This is a genomic window from Ignavibacteriota bacterium, assembly GCA_013285405.1.
GTDB lineage: Bacteria > Bacteroidota > Ignavibacteria > Ignavibacteriales > Ignavibacteriaceae > IGN2.
Genome location: CP053446.1, coordinates 332121 through 350604, shown reverse-complemented (window position 1 = coordinate 350604; position 18484 = coordinate 332121). Strand labels below are relative to the sequence as shown.

Annotated in this window: 13 protein-coding genes and 1 tRNA gene; 13 read left to right on the top strand and 1 reads right to left on the bottom strand. The window is 34.2% G+C overall.

The genetic code is table 11. The features are described 5' to 3' along the window. The first annotated feature begins 98 nt into the window (after positions 1-98). The gene (locus HND39_01565; protein ID QKJ95053.1) at positions 99-695 is read left to right on the top strand and encodes a hypothetical protein; all 597 of its coding nucleotides are present in this window, start codon (positions 99-101) and stop codon (positions 693-695) included. Between the two features lie 22 nt (positions 696-717). Here the strand turns inward: HND39_01565 and HND39_01560 are convergent. Continuing rightward, positions 718-795 (bottom strand) — tRNA-Pro (locus tag HND39_01560). 244 nt (positions 796-1039) lie between these two features. Between HND39_01560 and HND39_01555 the strand changes: the two genes are divergently transcribed. The 12 genes from HND39_01555 (at position 1040) to HND39_01500 (ending at position 18476) form a co-directional block, all read left to right on the top strand. Further along, positions 1040-2230 (top strand): OmpA family protein, encoded by a 1191-nt coding sequence (locus tag HND39_01555; GenBank protein QKJ95052.1) that lies wholly within the window; start codon positions 1040-1042, stop codon positions 2228-2230. Between the two features lie 228 nt (positions 2231-2458). Further along, on the top strand, positions 2459-3010 hold the full coding sequence (pyrR, locus tag HND39_01550; protein ID QKJ95051.1) for a bifunctional pyr operon transcriptional regulator/uracil phosphoribosyltransferase PyrR: 552 nt from the start codon (positions 2459-2461) through the stop codon (positions 3008-3010). Beyond that, positions 3010-3933, top strand: a complete 924-nt coding sequence (locus HND39_01545) for an aspartate carbamoyltransferase catalytic subunit (protein ID QKJ97843.1) — start codon at positions 3010-3012, stop codon at positions 3931-3933. The genes pyrR and HND39_01545 overlap by 1 nt, the downstream gene beginning before the upstream one ends. Before the next feature lie 9 nt (positions 3934-3942). Then, the gene (locus HND39_01540) at positions 3943-5235 is read left to right on the top strand and encodes a dihydroorotase (GenBank protein ID QKJ95050.1); all 1293 of its coding nucleotides are present in this window, start codon (positions 3943-3945) and stop codon (positions 5233-5235) included. 140 nt (positions 5236-5375) lie between these two features. Further along, the gene (locus tag HND39_01535; GenBank protein ID QKJ95049.1) at positions 5376-6179 is read left to right on the top strand and encodes a hypothetical protein; all 804 of its coding nucleotides are present in this window, start codon (positions 5376-5378) and stop codon (positions 6177-6179) included. A gap of 71 nt (positions 6180-6250) precedes the next feature. Beyond that, positions 6251-6703, top strand: coding sequence for a DUF4783 domain-containing protein (locus tag HND39_01530; protein QKJ95048.1), 453 nt, complete (start codon positions 6251-6253; stop codon positions 6701-6703). Next, positions 6703-10530: a HAMP domain-containing protein gene (locus tag HND39_01525; GenBank protein QKJ95047.1), complete on the top strand. Its 3828-nt coding sequence runs from the start codon at positions 6703-6705 to the stop codon at positions 10528-10530. The genes HND39_01530 and HND39_01525 overlap by 1 nt, the downstream gene beginning before the upstream one ends. A gap of 15 nt (positions 10531-10545) precedes the next feature. Next, on the top strand, positions 10546-14145 hold the full coding sequence (locus tag HND39_01520) for a UvrD-helicase domain-containing protein (protein QKJ95046.1): 3600 nt from the start codon (positions 10546-10548) through the stop codon (positions 14143-14145). Positions 14146-14151: 6 nt separating this feature from the next. Beyond that, a complete protein-coding gene (locus tag HND39_01515) occupies positions 14152-14616 on the top strand; it encodes a hypothetical protein (GenBank protein ID QKJ95045.1) in 465 nt (154 codons plus the stop codon). A 507-nt stretch (positions 14617-15123) separates the two neighbouring features. Continuing rightward, the gene (locus HND39_01510; GenBank protein QKJ97842.1) at positions 15124-16314 is read left to right on the top strand and encodes a spore maturation protein; all 1191 of its coding nucleotides are present in this window, start codon (positions 15124-15126) and stop codon (positions 16312-16314) included. A gap of 18 nt (positions 16315-16332) precedes the next feature. Continuing rightward, a complete protein-coding gene (locus tag HND39_01505) occupies positions 16333-17301 on the top strand; it encodes a D-glycerate dehydrogenase (GenBank protein ID QKJ95044.1) in 969 nt (322 codons plus the stop codon). A gap of 53 nt (positions 17302-17354) precedes the next feature. Then, positions 17355-18476, top strand: a complete 1122-nt coding sequence (locus tag HND39_01500) for an alanine dehydrogenase (GenBank protein QKJ95043.1) — start codon at positions 17355-17357, stop codon at positions 18474-18476. The last annotated feature ends 8 nt before the right edge of the window (positions 18477-18484 follow it).

The window sequence follows — 18484 nt, the reverse complement described above, 5'->3', positions numbered from 1 at the left end:
TATTTGATACTACTCAATCAATAAGGTCAACTATTGTTTCTTAATCAGCATAGTTTAATTTTAATCCTGGAAATTAAATATTTAATTAAGGAGAGGTAATGAAAACTTTAATCGGTTCTCTGGTTTTAGTAAGTTTTATGTTGTCTTCACTGCTTGCCATTGACAAAACACTGGCAGAGGAGGCTGCAAGCTGCAGTCAAGCTATTCAACCTCCAGTATCTGAGAGCAGATGGTACTACGGAGGTAATATTGGTTTTAATTTCTGGAATGATTACTTCTATCTTGGTGTTTATCCGTTAGTTGCGTATAAAGTGACGCCCAAGCTGTCAATCGGAGGTAAGATAGGATATGCATATATAAGTGATGATAGATATGAACCAGCTCCGGCACTTACGACAAGCAATTATGGTGGCAGCATATTTTCAAGATATCGCATCATTCCTCAGATTTACGCACATGCTGAATTTGCTTACTGGAGTTACGAGAACGTCAGTTCTTTCAATTTACTAAATAATAGTTATGATACAGAACGTTTCTGGGTGCCATATTTGTTGCTTGGTGGTGGATACAGTCAGAATATTGGACCCAACGTCTGGCTTTTTGTTGAAGTTCTGTTTGATGTGATTAACGATGAGAATTCACCATACGATTCAGGTGATCCTTTTGTAAGTTTTGGTGCGGGAGTAGGATTTTAATAATAGATTTGAATTTATCGAGTGGTCGGGGTGGGGGGATTCGAACCCCCGACCTCTTCGTCCCGAACGAAGCGCGCTAGCCGGGCTGCGCTACACCCCGAAAAAGATTTTACAACATTGCAATTTTTACTCTGAAAAGATAAGTTATTCTTATTTAATACGCTAAACTCAATCATTTTTCTTGGAAAGATTTTTGTAAAGCTAACTGTTTAATAACAAATAAGTTATATCGCACGATTATTGTTTTTGTTTGATTTTTATAATATTTTTGCAACTGTTATTTAATGGCACTTTTATATGAAAATAATAAGAAAACATCTATCACAATCTAAGAGGGTATCAATATGAAAAAATTATTCAGAATTCTTTCTGTTTTTGCAGTTTTGCTCTTAATGGGTAATTCATATGCACAGGACAGATATGTTGCATCAGATGCATGGGCATTCGGATTTGGATTTACTTATCCGATGTATGTGGGAATTAACGGTGCATCTCTGAATACAAGCGAATTTTATGGAGGTCATATTCTGATCCAAAGAAACTGGTCAGAACATGTTGCCTCAAGATTAAAAGCTTCTTATAACCATGTTGCAGCTCAGTATTATGAAAACTATGCTGCAAATAATGGCGAATATGTAACTAACAACATGATCTCAGGCGATCTTGATTTATTATATTACTTTAATCCTTGTGAACCATGGTCATTGTTTTTGGTTACAGGTATCGGTGTAAATTATAACAAACCTGAAAATGCAAGATGGGCTGACGGTGAAGGTGGATTTGTTACAAGCGAATTAGACGAAGAATCCAACACCGGAGCACAATTTAATTTGGGTGCTGGTATTGAAATAAGACTTGGTGAAGATTGGAGATTACGCGGTGAAGGTACTTACCATACAATGGGTAATAGTAAAATCGATGGAAGAGATACCAGAGATGGCAGTTCTGACGGTTTCTTTGGTGGTAGCTTCTTCGGTGGTAATTCAAACGACAGTTGGATTCATGCTGACCTTGGATTACTGTATTACTTCAGCAAGGGTGAACCTTCAAAGTACTGCCAGATTTACTCTGGTTTGGGCGAAGTTGATTATAATAAAATTGAAGATATTGTTAGAAGATATCAAACAACTCCAACCGAAGTTGATTATGACCGTATATGCGAAATTATTAAGAGATGTATGGGTCCTGCTAAAATGGAAGACAAATGGGTGCTGGTTGGTGTGAACTTCGATTTCAACAAAGCAACATTAAGACCAGAATCTTATGCAATTCTTGATAATGCTGCCTCTATTCTACTCTCGCATCCGGATGTTAGCGTTGAAATTCAGGGACATACAGATCAGATCGGCTCTGATAAGTATAACGACGAACTTTCTCTGAGGAGAGCTGATGCTGTTAAGAAATATCTCATAGCTAAAGGCGTTGATGCTAGCAGATTAACTACTTCAGGTAAAGGAAAGAGCCAATTGTTATTTAAAGAATCAGATCCTGAAAGCAGATTCTACAACAGAAGAGTGGAATTCCACGTTAAATAATTTAGGATTTACAGAATCCACGAATTGGAAAAGGGATCTGAAATATGATCCCTTTTTCTTTTTGATAAAACATTTAACAACAAAGTATTTTTTATCCTTCCAATTTTTTGTAATTTTGTTCCGAAAAAATTATTTACTAACCTTTAATTCTATCCGAGAGATGGAGAAGGAAATGAAACAAGAAACTTATACTACCTCCACGAGAAGAAACGCAGGAGGTTTTTTTATATGAAAATCAAAACCAAAGTTGCTGACAGCGATGGTCTGGATCGAATTCTTACCCGAATCACTCACGAAATACTAGAAAAAAATAAAGGTTCTCATGATCTTGTCTTAATGGGTATGCGTACTCGCGGTGAGTTTATTGCTAGGAGAATTCACAAAAAGTTAAAAGAGATTGATAACGCTGATCTTCCACTTGGAGTCCTCGATGTAACACTTTACCGGGATGATTTCCGCATGAGAATTAAACAACCGGAAGTTTCAGTTTCGGATATTACATTCGACATAAATGAAAAGCATATTATTCTTGTTGACGATGTACTCTACACAGGCAGAACAGTTCGCTCAGCTATGAATGCAATTATGGATCTTGGGCGACCTGCATCAATTCAACTTTGCATACTTGTTGACAGAGGACATCGTGAACTTCCGATTAGAGCAGATTATGTTGGTAAAAATATTCCTACTTCGATGAATGAAGAAATAAAAGTACGAATGACGGAGGTTGATGAAGAAGATGCTATCTACCTCATTGAAGTTGACAGGAAGGATGATTGATTATGCCTTTATCAAGCAAACATTTACTTGGATTGCAGGGAGTTCCAAAAGAAGATATTCAAACTATTCTTGATACAGCACATACATTCAGAGAAATTCTTGAAAGACCAATTAAGAAAGTTCCGACTCTTCAGGGAAAAACTATTGTTAATTTATTCTATGAGAGTTCTACAAGAACAAGAATCTCATTTGAACTTGCTGAGAAAAGATTATCTGCTGACGCAATAAACTTTTCAGTTTCAGGAAGCAGCGTAAGCAAAGGTGAAACTTTCAAAGATACAATAAAGAATATTGAAGCAATGAAAGTAGATATGGTCGTTGTCAGACACGCGGCTGCGGGCACTCCACTTTATCTTACAAAAATCTCGAGTTCAAATATTATCAATGCCGGAGATGGAACCCATGAACATCCGACACAGGCACTTCTTGATATGTATTCAATTAGACAAAAGCTCGGTCGTTTAGATGGTCTGAAGATATGTATTGTGGGAGATATTTCACATAGTCGTGTCGCACTTTCTAATATTCATGGATTGAAAACTATGGGTGCTAAAGTTTCTGTTTGCGGTCCATCAACAATGATCCCAAGAAATATTGAGGAACTTGGAGTTGAAGTTATTCATAATATTGATGAGGCAATTCAGGAAAATGATGTGCTCAATGTTCTCAGAATTCAATTGGAGAGAAAAGCCAGAGAATATTTTCCATCAATCAGGGAATACGCTAAATATTTTGGTATAACTCAGGAAAGATTGGATAAAAATGGAAAAGAAATTCTGATACTACATCCCGGACCTATTAACAGAGGTGTTGAACTTTCTTCTGAAGTTGCTGATGGATCGAACCAGATAATTCTCTATCAGGTCACAAATGGTGTTGCTATCAGGATGGCAGTATTATATTTACTTGGAACTCTAAACTAAAAAAAATATATGAAAATTATTTTAACAAATGTTGATATAATCCATCCCGAAGAAAATCTAAATTTAAAAGGGGTTTCGGTTTTACTTGACTCAGGAATTATTTCGAAGATCGGTCAGTTAAGTAATGAAGAAAAATCTGGTGCAAAGGAGTTTAATTTTTCCGAAAAAATTCTTGTCCCTGGATTTTTTGATATGCACGTACATCTGAGAGAACCCGGTCGAGAAGATGAAGAAACAGTTGTTACCGGATGTAATAGTGCAGCAGCAGGAGGATTTACAGGAGTTGCCTGTATGCCTAACACCGAACCTGCGATTGATACTGCGGAAGTAGTAAAATTTATTAAAGAAAAAGCTTTTGACCATCTGGTTGAAGTGTATCCCGTTGCTGCCGCAAGCATTGGTCGTAAAGGCGAAATAATTTCACCGATGGCAGAACTAGTTGAAGCAGGTGCTGTTGCTTTTTCGGATGATGGCATTGCAATTAAAACTTCCTCTGTATTGAGGAGAGCTTTTGAATATGCCAGTATGTATGATGCACCAATAATTGAACATTGTGAAGACGAATCACTCGCAGATGGCTCAATGAATGAAGGAATTAATTCGACTTTGCTTGGGTTGCCTGCTATACCATCTGTTGCTGAAGATATAATTGTAAGCCGTGATATTCTGATGGCTGAATACACAGGCGGAAGAATACACATAGCACATATAAGTACAAAAAATTCTGTCAATCTCGTTCGTGAAGCAAAAAAGAGAGGGATAAAGGTAACCGCGGAAGTTACACCGCATCACTTTACTCTAACTGATGATGCATTGAAAACGTATGATACTAATTTTAAAATGAATCCTCCGTTAAGAACCCGGGATGATCTTGATGCGATTATTAAGGGACTAAAGGACGGGACAATCGATTGTATTGCTTCTGATCATGCACCACATTCACTTGAAGAAAAAGAATCTGAATTTCAATTTGCACCAAACGGAATAGTCGGTTTTGAAACAACTGTTGGTCTTGCTCTTTCTGAACTGGTCCATAAAAACAAACTAAGCATTGATGACTTGATAAAAAAACTCGCCATTAATCCGCGAAAAATTTTAAATCTGCCATTACCAAAATTTCAAACAGGTGAAATAGCGAACTTCACCATTATTGATCCGAATTTTGTGTGGACGGTTGATATAATGAAATTCAAAAGTAAATCTAAAAACTCTCCATTCGATAAAAAACTATTAACAGGAAAAGCAGTCGCAGCTATTAATAAGAAGAAAATGTTTTTTGAAAATCAAGTGATCCAACTTTAGGCTGCATATTATTCTTTAAGCTGTTGTCCACAATTCTGTACAAGATAAGTTCAATTTAATCTCATTTATTGTATTTTAATCTGTTTTTAAGTGGCATTTCAATTGGATTCCTCAATATTCAAAACAAAAGAGGTGACCAAATGAAAAATACGATTAAACTTTTCGCAGCATTATTATTACTGGTTTATTTAACAGGATGTGAGGTAAATGAACCCGAATACATTGTGGATAATCTTCCACCAACACCACCAACGGGAATTAATGTATTTATAGGTAATAACAGAATAGACCTGACGTGGTTCGAAAACAGAGAGCCGGATCTTGCCGGATATAATGTATATTATAGTGACTCTTACAATGGTAAATACTACATTATTGGTTCATCAGCATATAATTTTTTTATTGATGACGAAGCTGTTAATGGTGTTAAATACTATTATGCCGTAACAGCTTATGACTACAACGGCAATGAAAGTGATTTAAGTAAGGATGTAATTTACGCAACAGCAAGACCTGAAGGATTTAACCAGGCTATATTTGACTTTCGCAGATTTCCGAATAACTCTGGCTATTCATTTACTCTTGAATCCGTCGTAGCTTATGATAGTCTTGATGTTGATTTTTTCTTTGAGAATTATCAGGGCACATTCTACTTAGATGTTTGGGATGATACTGATATTCAGGATATGGGTCCGACGAACGATATATATGATATTCCTTTTGCACCAACCTCTGGCTGGTCAGCTACTAAAGATGCTGTTGCAATAGTTGGTCATACTTATGTATTCTGGACTTGGGATAATCATTATGCAAAGATCCGGATATCAAATATCACAAACGACAGAGTTGTATTTGATTGGGCGTATCAATTAGCTGAAGGCGAAAGACAGTTAAAACCTGCTTTTGGTCAGCGAAAGCCACTCGAAACTAAAAGAAGCAGATAGATTAATTATGGGGCTTCGGCCCCATTTTGTTTTATAGATTTATGAACATGAATTAATTAAATTTCGGATAAATGAAGACTTTATTTTTTAATATACTAACCTCAATCGTTCTACTGACTTTCAACTATTCAGCCGCACAGGATGAAATCTTCAAGCAGAATTTATCAACCGGAGATAAAATTAAAATTCAATCCAAAATATTTAGCGAAATTGAATCCGGAATTTTAAATAGTGATGTGAAAAAATTCTCTCAGTATTTTTCACCTCAGCCATATATTAGTTTAATCAATGGAGTAAATGGATACTATTCTTCAAATCAGGCTTTTTATATTCTGGAAAAATTCTTCAATGAATATCGTGTAGTATCTTTTAAACTGGAAGAAAGTAAAACTGAAGGCACAGTTTCATTTGGAAAAGGTGACTACCAGTATGAGAAAAAAGGAAGACGAGAATCAGCACATTTATATATTACTCTTAATAAATCGGGCAGCAGGTGGTATATAACGCAACTATCAATTAACTAATGAAGAAACAAATATTATCCTATTTCAAAGGCGATAGAAAATATTTTACTATCGTCTTTTTTGTTTTTGTTTTGATAATTGGCACAGGAATCATTACACCAATACTTATCAATGATGAAAAATCTTATTGGGATACTCAGTTAGTTGAGAAAGTTTCTCACATAGAAAAGGGTATCAACGAATTATTCGCTGAAAAAGAATCAGATTTATTTTCAACTAAAAAGTTATTGAAAGATGAACTCTATCAGACATTATTTGCAGAAAAGTACGAATACGGCAAATTAATTTCTTTGATAAATAAATCTGAGTTTAAATCTTACTCAATTGAGATTGTTGCTCCGAATGGTAAAATTATTGCCTGGAACAACATTAGTGCAATCAGGCAGGAAGAAGTTTTTCCATTTGTATATCCTGTAAATGAAGTTTACTTTTTCAACTCACCACTCGTTACCTATCTGACTTTGATAGATACGCTGATTATACACAGCGACAGATTCTACCTTTTACTGAGTAAACCGATTGAAAATTTATATTCATTACAAAATAAATTTTATAAGCAAATAAGTTTTAGCGAGGAATTATCTGAAAGGTATAACACACAGTTTAGTGTATATTATGATCCTTTTTCTCAACCACCAAAAGATGGAAGAAAGCATTCAGTAATTCTGCTTAATTCACAAAAAAGTAAAATTGGACTCGTTAGTTTTTTCAAACCATCGCTTAATTTTGAAATTACAGAAATTCAGGAGATCGCAACACGGATCCAGATTTTTTTATTAGTCATTGGATTAATTTTTCTCACACTTGGTATAAAAGCTGATTTTCAAAGTATAAAATGGAAATCGGTAAGACTTATTGCATTAATAATTTACTTAGCAGCTATCAGATTAATTCTCTACTGGTCAGGTTTCCCATCAAAATTTCTTAACGGTGCACTTGTAGATCCATCCTACTTCTCCTCAATGTTTGCATGGGGAATAGTCAAAACACCTATTGAGTTCTTTGTAACAAATATTTTTTTACTGATTATTGGCTTTAAGCTTTTTAAGTATATATCAGAATATTATTCTGAAAGTAACAGCAATCGGTTTACTATATTCAAATTTATATTATCACCAGTAATTGTTATTCTGACATTTTACTCGTTACGAGGACTTGCTGCATCAGTAAAGAGTGTTGTATTCGACTCGACCATCAGATACTTTAAAGAGCCAGATCTGATACCAAGCTTACCAGCATTGTTTATGAATTTAAATATACTTTTACTTGGGTTGGCAGTTGTATTTGTGGTTATTTCTTTTATTCTTGTGACAGGTAAATTTATAAAACTTCTTAAAAAAGAAACTTCATTTCCCAAATTTATTATTCTGATTATTCTAATACAGATTTCCTGCTATATCTTCTTTCTAAGACAACCTGAACCGCTTGTTACTCCATTAATGTGGCTTGCATTTTTATCTCTTGTATTATTAGTAGTTGCTAACTTAATATTCAGAGAAAAAAGAACTTCAATAAATGTTATATATTCTTCTCTTGCTGCTTCGGTTATTGTTATCTCAATGTTAAATTATTTTAACCTCGAGCTTGAGAGAAGATCACTGAAAGTAATTGCGAATGAAGTGAATAGAGCAAATGAAGAATTACTTTCTTATCTCGTTGAAGAAACTCTGAGGAATTCCGAACAAAACGAAAAGTTAATTTCATCTCTATATAAATTGAATTCAAACTTTGATTCTGAAGCTTTTATAGCGTGGAGTAAAAGTCCTCTTCAAAGAGAGTCACTCAGTTCGGAACTTGTGATATTTGATAGAAATCTTAAACCAAATGGTGAGTTTAATGTTGGTTTTGATGTAACAGTTGACTATAAAAAGCTATTGAATAACACAAGTGATTCAGAGATTCATATAAGCGAAATTGAATCGAAGTTAAATTATGGTATTGGTTATGCAGGTATTGTGCCGATAGTACATAATAATATTGTAGATGGTTATCTGGGTGTTGCAGCAAAGTTTAGCATTGAGAATCTCGGTGCTTCTGATTTTCCCGATTTTCTGGAGTCAAACAAAGCAGCGATTGGATCAGTTGTAGATTTGGATCTGATAAAAATATTTGAGTATTCAGACGGAAAATTGCTAAGTGTAAAAGGGAATGTATTTCCATCAAAAGAACAACGTGAAAAACTAATGCAGACTAAATTATCGCCTGATGGGGACGGCTGGACAAGCCTCTCATTTAACGGTGAGGATTATATAACTTATGTCCTTAAAACAAACAAAGATCATACAGTCAGGACAATAGTTGTTTCGATAAAAGAAATGGAAGTTGCCTGGAGCCTTTACAACTTTTTTAAAATATTTATCGTTCACTCAATCTTTATTCTTATTCTCGTTATCTTCTTTATTTTTTTCAGAGTCATTAAATTAAAATATTCTTTTAGAACAAAACTTCTGGCTGCATTCTTACTTATATCAATTATCCCGATTATTGCATTGGCAGTTTATAACCGTGAAGTAGTCCGCGAAAGAACCAAATCTGCAATTTTCAGCGAGCTCAGCAAAAGATCTGAGTATCTTGAAAATCATATACGGGCGCAAATTCAAAAACATCCTGACCGCGATTTTCAAACAGCTTTTGAGAATGCAGGAAAAGAATTAGGAATTGTATTTACTATTTATCAAAATTCAGAAATAATTTTTAGTTCAAGAAGTGAGTATTACAAAAATCAGCTAATACCCGGGAAATTAAATTCTGATGTTTACTACAATCTGAATTATCTCAGCTATCGCGAAACTCTTACTAAAGAATCAATTAATAATTACGTCTATGATGCATACTACAAAAAAATTGATTTCGCCGGTCAGGCTTTCATTCTTGGAGTCAATGATGCATTTAATAAAATCACGCTCTTTTATTCACCTGTAGATGCTGATGTATTTCTATTTGGTGTATATTCATTCGCTGTGATAATAATTACTCTATTGAGTACACTTTTTGCAAATCAAATATCTTCACCTATCAGACAGCTTACTCGTGCAACCAATGCTGTAGCTCAGGGAGATTTAAGCGTTCAATTAGCAAATAAGGAAAAAGGTGAGTTGAAAGAATTACTCGATGGTTTTAATTCAATGACAAATGAGCTGCAGAAAAATCAGTATGAAATTGCTGAACTTGAAAGAGAAAATGCATGGAAAGAAATGGCTAAACAAGTTGCTCATGAAATTAAAAATCCACTTACACCAATGAAGTTATCAGTTCAACAGATTGTTGCTGCATATAATGACAAGAAATCAGAATTCAATGAAATTCTTAGTAAACTTTCTCAGGCAATTCTGAATCAAATTGACAATTTAAGTTTGATAGCTTCAGAATTTTCATCCTTTGCTAAAATGCCAAGTCTTAAATTTGAAGTATTCGATATAGTCTCTGTAATCAGTGATACGGTACATTTATTCGGGGACGATGATGCAGATATAAATTTTGTAACTGATAGTGAGAAAGTAATTGTTGAGTCGGATATTTCGCAGATGCGGCGAATGTTCATAAATCTTATTCGAAACTCCATTCAGGCTAAAGCAAGTTCAATTACAATCAGAGTTATTTGCGAGAATGGTTTTGCGAATATTGATGTTTTAGATAACGGCAAAGGTGTTGCACCTGAGAATCAGAATAAAATTTTTGATGCAAATTTTACGACAAAGGAAAAAGGGCTTGGACTTGGTTTAAAACTTATCAAACGATTTATGGACAATACAAACGGGGAAATAAAATTATTATCATCTTCTTCTTCAGGAACAGAATTCAGAATTAAAGTACCGATTAAAACTTAATTTAAGCATCTTGAAATGAACAATTTAACTCCACATCAGAGTAAAGCACTTAATATTGATCGTTCAGTATCTCTGACTGCAAATGCCGGATCCGGGAAAACTTTTGTCCTCTCTCAGCGTTTTATAGAAATCCTCCTTGCAACAGATACACAACTTAACCAGATCGCTGCAATTACTTTTACTGAAAAAGCTGCCGGTGAACTTTTTAAAAGAATTTCAGATGAACTGTATAAAGCTTCTTTGGTAATCAGTGATAAATCACAAGCTGAAAAGATTGACAGATTAAGAAAACAAATTGTATCGGCTAAAATCTCTACGATACATTCATTTTGTACGGATTTATTAAGAGAATATCCGGTAGAAGCATCAATTGATGCAAACTTTATCCCGATCAATGAACAGAAAGCTTCTGAACTGATCGATCTCTCAATTGAACATACACTTAATGATTTGTTGAGAGATGACAATCCCATATCCGATGCGAAAGAACTTATCCGACTTTTAGGTTCAAGATCTAAACTGGTCGCTGAACTTGCTGAGCTTATCAAAAAACGAAAAAAAGTATTGTTTCTAACGGAAAGTTTTTATTCGGTATCTGAAGTTGAAACAGTAAATCGTTTATCTGAATTATTTGGATCTAATTTTAAAATATTATTCAATGATAAAATCCCCGTCATTTTAAATCAGATCGCTCATATAAATAGTTTAGTTCTTGAGAACAAAAAAAATAATGAACGGGCGTCAGATGTTAGTAATATTCTGCGAGAGTATAAGTTAAATGACAGCACCGCAGAAAATATTAAAACTTTAAAACGGATTCAGGATATTGTTTTAACATCCGGAGGCACAGTTCGTGTACAAGGTTATCTTTCTGCAAAAATCAAAGATGAATTGACAGAAGAATTAAACGATATTGAAAATTTCTTCAACGATCTGGATGAAATTGCATTATCTGATAATTATCAGGAAATAAATAAAGTGCTCGCTCGTTATAGTTACGCTCTTGTAAGAACTTTTCAGAATGTTAATACTGAATATGAAAGAAAGAAGAATGAATCCGGATATCTTGATTTTGAAGATATTCTGTTGAAAACTAAAAAATTATTTGATGATGTGTCTGTACGACAATCAATTTCAAAAAAATATAAATACTTGTTAGTAGATGAATATCAGGACACAAATGAAATTCAGTATGAAATATTTTTACCGGTAGTTGATGATCTAAAGAGTGGCAATCTTTTTATTGTTGGAGATGAAAAGCAAAGCATTTATAGATTCAGGGATGCTGAATTGCAGGTATTTTCCAGAACAAAAGCTGATATTCAAAAAGTCGATGGTGATGAATCCGCTTTAACTCTTCCTGACAGTTTCAGGATGGCTCCTAACTTGTGTTTTTTTATTAATTATCTATTCAGTGAATTATTTAAGAATCCGAATTTATTTTTTAATGAAGTCTCTGCATCTGCTCTTGTCTCAGCACGTAATGAAAAATATCCGGGAACTGTTGAATTCATCATCTCCGATGAAGAAAATGAAAGTGAAGCAGAACTTGTAGCCAAACGAATTTTAAAACTTAGAAGAGAGAATAGTGATAGATTAAATAGCTGGAACAAAATTGCTGTGTTGGTTCGTAAGCGTTCCTCATTTGTTGAATTGCAGAAGTCGTTCATTAAGTTTCAAATCCCATTCAATGTAATTGGCGGTACTGGCTTCTATCAAAAGCAGAGTATAAGTGATATTTATAATTATTTCTCATTCCTGATGAATGATAAAAATGATTCAGCATTAGTGGGAATTTTAAGATCTCCGTTTTTCATGGTTTCTGATTCTGAAATATTTAAATTGTCATTGGCTGAAGGCAGTTCATACTGGGAAAAGCTGGAAGCAACTGCGAATTCTGGTGATAGCAGCTGGTTAAAAATTTATAATTTGCTTAGCAACTACAAATCACTTGCAAAAAGAATGAGTATCCCATTATTGCTTCGTAAAATTTTAAGTGAATCGGATTTTATATCGATTCTCTCATCCCGTATTGATGGTCAGCAGGAATTATCCAACCTGAATAAGCTAATTTCATTAACCAGCGATTTTTTTACGAGCGAATTCAATACTCTTTATGATTATGTGACATTTCTCAATGAAGCGATTTCAGGGATAATTGATGAAGCTCAGGCTCAGTTGAAAGCTGGAAGCAATGGTGTGAATATTCTAACCATCCATCAGGCTAAAGGGCTGGAATTTAAAGCAGTGTTCTTGTTCAATTGTAGTGAATCATCATTGATGAATAAAGTTAAAGCCAGATCATTTGTTGCAGATAAAGATTTAGGATTACTTACAAAAGTTCCCATCGGTGATAATTTCTTCGGAGAGTATCAATCGGCACCTGTAGCTGGAATTTATAATCTTATAGAATCTAAAAAAGAAATTGCAGAGCTAAAACGTCTGCTTTATGTTGCTCTTACCAGAGCAGAAGATTTTCTATTTATTTCAATGATGAATGAAGAAAAATCAACTCGTAAACAAACATTTGCAGCATTGATAAACCAGGGTTTACGGCAGGATTTTAATCAGGATTTCATAACCTTAGAAGGAGAACTATCTTATCTTAAAAAAGATAACGGAAGTTTTTCTACAAAAGCTGAAGCAATTAAAATTGAAATACCAATAACAAGAACACTTGAAAATTATGAAGACGCATCCGAATCAAATTCAAATCATTCAGATGATAAAAAAATCATTCTCACAAAAATTGCAGATAATTCAAAAGGTGAAGTTATATCAGCAACAAGGTTTTCAACATTTTCACAATGTCCATTGAAGTACAATTTTATTTATAATTATAAACTTGGTGAGTTGTTCCGGCATTCCTCAATACAGAAGAATTTTTTCGGCACAAAAGAATCAGATGATTATAATAGAAGCGAATTAAACTCATATCTATTTGATGATGAAACTGTAAGAGAAGAATTTTCAAGAGTCAAAGGTCAATTCATTCATTACGTTCTAAGAAAAAATATAAATATTGATCAGCTTGATTATTTTGTTGATCAAAAGTTCAGGAATATTTTTAATCAGGAAATTACTGAACCGTTAGTAAAGAATATACAAACTGAATTGAGAGATTTTTATTTATCATCTCAGTATAAATTCCTAAACTCCTTCCCGAATATTCATAACGAATATGAAGTTTATCTAAAGCAGGAAGACTATTATCTGTTTGGAATCCTTGATAAACTAATAATTGATGATGAAAAAATCTTAATCGTTGATTTTAAAACTGACAGCATCGATGCAGACGAAATTCAATCGAAAGCTAAAAAGTATTTACCTCAACTAAAATTTTATGCGTATATTATTTCAAGGCTTTTTAATAAAAAAAAGAATATCGAATGCAGAGTAATCTTCACAAAACATCCGGAACAGCCGTTCAAATTTGAATATGATAATCAATCTGATGACGAAATGAAATCTGGTATCACAAAAATGATTCGATCAATCAGGATGAATGAATATACTGCGAATTTGGATGAATGTTCATACTGTATCTTTTCAGATAATCATTCAAATTGTATAAAGAAGAATCCAAAGTTTAATTTATTCAGCACAGATCAGTAAAAAATTATGAATAAAAAAATAAAAGTTATAAGAGACTTATCCTTAGTTGAGAAGGAACTCAGTGCTTCTCAGGGTGGAGTTGTTGCAGTATCATTACAGAAAGAAAATTTTGCGCAGTTTGCAACCAATTTTGTCTATCAGAATAAAAATATTTTTTTCTATCTGGATAATGAAGAACTTCTTCGCACGATCAAATTCGATTCTTTAGCAAAGTTTACCATCTTAAAGGACAAAAACGTAAGTAAAGATTTGATTGAAAAAAAAGACCCACTTTACAGATTGTTTTCAATTGTTGTAACCGGTGTGATACGTGAAGCGGAAGGACAAAAAACAATCAAAAGTATATCGCAGAGTTTTATAGAGAAATATTCTGGTAAGCTTTTACTCTCCGATAAAGAATCTCAAACAAAAGGCAAATTACTTCTCGTTGATTCAGAGGAATTACTTGCGTTTGACGAAATTGGATTTTGATTTAATGTCTGTTTTTATATCGAAATCTGAAACTATCCAAAATATCAGAACCTTCGGAGAAACTTTGTGTTAAATTATATCTGGATTGCTTTAATTTTTCTGGGTTTTGTTACAGCAATTTTCACGGATATCTCTGATAGCAGCGCAGATAAATTTAGAAATTCAATACCGTTCAAAACAACCATAAATTTTTCTGAAGAAGTTGATGCTATCAAAGCAGGGAAGTATTCAGTTCGGATTCAAGTTGATAGAGCATACTTCAATCAGTTTTATAATGAAAAAATTAATTCTGATATAGATATTCCAGCAGAAATAAATTTTAGCAAGGAATCGAATTCGGGATTTATCTCATTAAAGATTAATGAATCGTCTCCAGCGTTATGGAAGGAAATGGCAGCATCAATTGGTGACAAGGAAGATCTCACGGGAACAGTCATAATCAAAAAACAAATCACACCAAATTTATTTAATGCTGAGATAGTCTTTGAATCAATTTCTTTTATAAAGATGAAAGAAATTACAAACTCAGTTATTAGTTATGCAGGCACAGCAGTTACCATCGCTCTTGGTTTAATTGGAATTATGGCGCTCTGGCTTGGAATTATGAAGATTGCAGATGATGCGGGCTTAATTAAAATTATTGCCAATACAATGAGACCAATAACAAAAAAATTATTTCCTGAAATTCCATCTGAACATCCGGCGATGAGTTCAATGATAATGAATATTTCTGCAAATATGCTGGGTCTTGGAAATGCTGCTACTCCATTTGGATTGAAGGCAATGGAAGAAATGGAAAGCATTAATCCAAATAAAGGTACGGCATCAAACTCAATGGTAACTTTTCTTGCTATCAATACAGCAGGCTTTACTCTGATTCCGGCAACTGCAATAGCTGTACGTGCTGCTTCAGGAAGTTCTAATCCCGCAATTATTATAGGCACGACAATATTCGGCGCACTATGTGCAACAATTGCAGGAGTGACCGCAGCAAAAATATTTGAGAAATTTTATCTGAAGTCCTGGAATTTTGGATTATGGATGAAGAAGAATCTGAAATTTTTATTTTCAGTTTTGATATTTATTGTTGCAGTAATCATTTTATCAATGACCGGAATACTGTATGAAGCAGGAAAGTTATTTTCATTCATTTCGGCTGATTCATTCAAAAATATTATTCAACTGATCTCAAACCTTGCAATCCCTGTGATCATTGTAACTTTTGTCTTATATGGTTTTATAAGAAAAGTAAAAGTATATGAAAGTTTTGTCGAAGGAGCAAAAGAAGGATTTAATATTGCTGTGAAAATAATTCCTTACCTGGTTGCGATGTTGATCGCAATTGGAATCTTTCGTGCTGGTGGTGCTATGAACGTTTTGATAACGATACTTACACCGTTGACAAATTTAATTGGTATGCCGGCTGAAGCATTACCTATGGCTTTAATGCGACCACTTTCAGGAAGTGGTTCATTGGGAATTATGTCTGAGAATCTCGCAGTTTATGGCCCCGATTCATTCATCGGAATTTTAGTATCAACCTTTTATGGAAGTACTGAAACTACTTTCTACGTTTTGGCGTTGTACTTTGGTGCAGTAAATATAAAAGCCACAAGACATGCCGTGCCCGTTGGCTTAATAGCGGATGTGGCAGGAATTCTTGGAGCTTTATTTATTGTCAAATTACTTTTTGGATAATAACCCCTTTAGTATTTAATGAAAGTATTCATCACACGGAAAATCCCTGAAATTGCTTTTAAACTTTTAAAGCGAAATAAAATACCGTTTGATTATTACAAAAGTGACGAACCCATTCCCAGAGAGCTGCTTCTCAGAAAAGTAAAAAACTGTGAAGGTGTGATTTCACTTCTCACCGAAAAAATTGATAAAGAAGTTATTGACAGTATGCCTGAGTGCAGGATAATTGCTAACTATGCTGTCGGGTATAATAATATTGATATTGATTATGCAAAGAAGAAAAAAATTATCGTTACAAATACTCCTGATGTACTTACTGATTCAACTGCTGATCTTACAATGGCGTTAATTCTTGCGTGTGCCAGAAGATTAAGTGAAGGTGAAAAGATGTTAATGTCAGGTAATTACAAAGGATGGAAACCTGAGTTGCTTCTCGGAATGGAATTAAAAGATAAAATATTTGGAATTATCGGTGCAGGACGAATTGGCAGTGCGGTTGCAAGACGAGCTAAATCCTTCGGAACTAAAATTATATATGTTGATAATAACAGAAATTTAATACTTGAGAAAGAAACGGGAGCTAAAAAGGTTCAATTAAAATTTTTGTTAAAGAATTCTGATATACTCTCATTACATTTGCCATTAAACGAAAAAACCTTTCATTTCTTAAATCAGGCTAAATTAAATCAGCTTAAACAAAAATCAATAATAATCAATACTACACGTGGAGAAATAATTGACGAAAGCGCACTTATCAAATTGTTAAAACGGAATAAGTTATTTGCCGTCGGGCTTGATGTTTTTGAAAATGAACCTGAAATAAATCCTGAATTGCTCAAATTTTCCAATGTCCTGATAATTCCGCATCTTGGCAGTGCTACACACGAAGCAAGGAATGGAATTTCGGAACTTGCAGCACAAAATATTATAAATGTTATAAAGGGAAAACCACCGATTACGCCTGTTTTCAATTATAAATTAGTGTAATTGGTTGCATGTATTTTTTGGAATGGGTACCTTTGAAATAAAAAAATAAACAAATGAGAATTGGGATACCAACCGAAACTCGCTGGGAAGAAAAACGAATTCCACTTACCCCAGCCGGAGTTGATTCACTTAAAAGAACAGGTCATACAATATATATCCAGAGCGGTGCTGGAGACGCAAGTCATTTTACTGATCAGGAGTATCGCGATGTTGGAGCTACAATAGTTTATAACAGAGAAGAAGTTTTTGGTCGATCTGAAATGCTGCTAAAAGTTGCACCAATTACAGATGAAGAATCTGAATTAATGGTTGATAATCAGATTTTATTTTCATTTCTGCTCCTTACAATGGGGAAGAAAAATTATATAGAAAGACTGCTCACAAAAAAAATAACTGCAATCGGATTTGAGCTTATAGAAAAAGATGCTCGATTGCCGATTCTTCATTCAATGAGCGAGATCGCAGGTCCATTATCCATACAAGTTGCTGAACGCTATCTTGAGAGTTTTACTAAAAGCGGTCGTGGAATTTTGTTAGGTGGAATTACTGGTGTTGCTCCAGCTGCCGTCGTAATTTTGGGTGCAGGAGTTGTAGGATTTAGTGCCGCAAAAGCTGCACTTGGGCGAGGTGCGCAAGTTATTGTAATTGACAAAGATTTGTCACGTTTGAGACAAATGGAAGCTGAGTTTCATCGCGGTATCACTACTGTAATGGCAAATCCTTATACCATTTCCCGTGGTGTGAAATTTGCCGATGTACTAATTGGTGCAGTTCTGATTAAGGGAGAAAAAGCACCAAATCTGGTTACTGAACAAATGGTCAAAGAAATGAAAAAAGGTGCCGTAATAGTTGATGTATCTATTGATCAAGGTGGTTGCGTGGAAACAAGCAGGATAACGGCGATTTCAGATCCGGTTTATACTTTGCATAATGTAATTCATTATTGTGTCCCGAATATGCCATCACTGGTTGCAAGAACAGCTAGTTATGGACTTAACAATTCTGTTCTAGATTATGTTCATGATATTGCGGATAATGGTCTCACAAATGCTTTAATGGGTGATGATGGCTTGGCAAAAGGAGTATGTACGTATAATGGTTATTGCACAAATGAATCAATTGCTGAATCATTTGAAGTGGTTTATAAGAAACTCCATATATTTTCAACTAACTAAGAGAGAAT